2 protein-coding genes and 1 pseudogene are annotated in these 2,145 nt (G+C 60.9%); all 3 read right to left on the reverse strand.

The features are described from left to right. A pseudogene (locus tag AC1D0Z_RS20170) lies at positions 1 to 300 on the reverse strand (O-antigen ligase family protein); the annotation flags it as partial. 81 nt (positions 301 to 381) lie between these two features. After that, positions 382 to 1,905 carry a lipopolysaccharide biosynthesis protein gene (locus AC1D0Z_RS20175; RefSeq protein ID WP_477659948.1) on the reverse strand — a complete coding sequence of 508 codons (1,524 nt, stop codon included), beginning with the start codon at positions 1,903 to 1,905 and terminating at the stop codon, positions 382 to 384. A gap of 2 nt (positions 1,906 to 1,907) precedes the next feature. Further along, positions 1,908 to 2,145, reverse strand: a 238-nt coding sequence (locus AC1D0Z_RS20180) for a hypothetical protein (RefSeq protein ID WP_477659949.1), incomplete at its 5' end; no start/stop codon positions are given.

Consider the following 2,145-nt stretch of genomic DNA (forward strand, 5'->3'; position numbering starts at 1 on the left):
GAACAGGATAAAGGCAATCAGCATCACCGGAGGCGACTGTGCCGTCTTGTCGCGCAGAAGCCAATGCGTGATGATGCGCTCCCCGGCAAGCGTGAGCAGCAAGAGGGAGACCAGCGGTTGCGCCAGAGCCACCACCGGATGGCGCACTACCACCGCAACCTCGTCCAATTTAAACGCACTGCTGGAGAGATCTCGCCCGGAGAGAAAGTTGTTCAGGGCCACCATCACCAGGATGGCGTAAAAAATGACGTGCATGTAGCCGTGCGCACGGCGTGACGTGACATGAACGGCCCCGGCCATGCCCAGCGTCGCCAAAAGCGCTGCGAGGATGGCGCCGGCAACCAGAACGGAGATAACGACGGTTTGTTCCAGGATGGCTCCTCAGAGTGGCTGTTCAAGGGAGCTGGAAAGCTCGGGGCGAGGTGCCGGGACACCACGGCGCAGAAATTTCGCCAGGCCGGGAACAAAGCGGATCACCATTGCCGAAGTTTCCTGTCCCAGTATCTGTGGCCTGAAAGCCAGCAGCGCGGCGGGAAGCGCGGCCGCCAGCAGGCCGCTCGCCGCCAGGGAAAGCAAAGGAATAGCAAAACCCGCAACCGCGGCCCGACCGGCCATAACACCTGAAACGCTGGTGGCGCAAAGAAGCAGCCCACGCAACGCGTCCGGCAACAAGGCTGTCCAGCGAAGTTCCAGCGCACGAAATGCTGCCGCAGCCGTAACGCCCGCGCGCAGCACCAGCAGCAGGCCTGCTACCACTGCAGCCATATGGATTCCCTGGCGTGCAAACGCGTAAAAACCGAGGACACCCAGAACGATCAACGGGAGCTGCAGCGCAAATTCGTAATGTTTGCGCCCGGTGTTCCAGAGCACCGGCGTCGAGAGTCCCCAGATGACATATGCCGGCATGCAGAGGAACAGAATCCCCAGGACCCAGGCTGCGCCGCTCCATGCAGGGCCATAAAGCACCCGCACAATGTCGGGCGACAGGACGGCCAGCGTGGCAAATGCGGGCAGTCCCAATACCATCATCGTGGCCAGCATCTGAAGGTACGCGCGGCCCAGTCGTGGCAAGTCATTTTGCAGACGGGCGCCCGCCGCCAGGAAGGCGGGTTGAAGCGCACCCAACAACAGGGTGTTGGGCATGGTTGCCAGGTTGTAGGCGACGTTATAAAGACCCAGCGACTGCGCGTTGAGCAACCGGCCTATCAATACCCGGTCAAGGTTGTTGAGCACCCAGTTGACGATGTTGGTAAAAAAAACGGTGCGTCCTGTGCCCACGGCAGACTTTGCATCTGCGTACCAAAATAGCGGACGAAGCGCGTGCGGTTTGAGCGCGTAGCTTGCAACAAACACCACGGATGCCTGCACCAGCCAGGCTGCCACGAGGGACGCCTCACCGTAACCAAGCAGCGCCATCGGCACCCCTACGGCTACGTACCCTGCGGCATAACTGCCGACCTGGATCAGGCCTACTGCGCGGAAGTTGAGGTCACGTTGCAGCAGGTAGGTGGCCGGCGCAGCTGCGGCACCCAGCAGGCATGCCACCGACAACCACTCGATGACAAATTGCGCACGCGGCTCCCTGAAATAAGCCGACAACAGCGGCGCCAGAAAATAAACGGCGAGCATGGTGGCAATGCCCACGATGAGCTGCCAGGTCCACGCAAACCGGACGTCTTCCTCGTTTAAGGTGGTGCGCTGCAACAGGCTCCAGCTGAAACCGAAACCGGAAACAAATGTGGCGAATGTGAGCACCACCATGCCGATGGCAAAAACGCCAAAGATCTCCGGCCCCAGGGTGCGAGCCAAAACCACCTGGGCCACCAGTTGCAGCCCAAAGCGGGCTGCCGTGGAAACGGCACTCCACTTGACTGCTGCAACACCCGGACGACCCAACCCACTCATGCTCAGGACCTTTCTGTTTTATGCCGGCGGATGGCAATCACGCACATCAACGCCAGCGTGGCCAGCAGCGTTCCATAAGGGTGCCATCCGGAATCGTCCGGGCCTGCCTCGTCAGTGGCCGCTGCATTCAAGCTGGTGCTGTTGATGACCGGTTCCGTGCTGCGAACGGTGCTGAGTTTGACCGGCTCAGTGCCGGGTTGCAGTTTCATGCGTGTGGCTTTGGCATTCGCACCCGTCGGT

The sequence above is a fragment of the Polaromonas sp. P1_E3 genome, from assembly GCF_056405935.1.

What these genes read in the sequence shown, in the direction of transcription:
- AC1D0Z_RS20175 (WP_477659948.1), bottom strand. Translation starts at nt 1,905, where the DNA reads ATGAGTGGGTTGGGTCGTCCGGGTGTTGCAGCAGTCAAGTGGAGTGCC.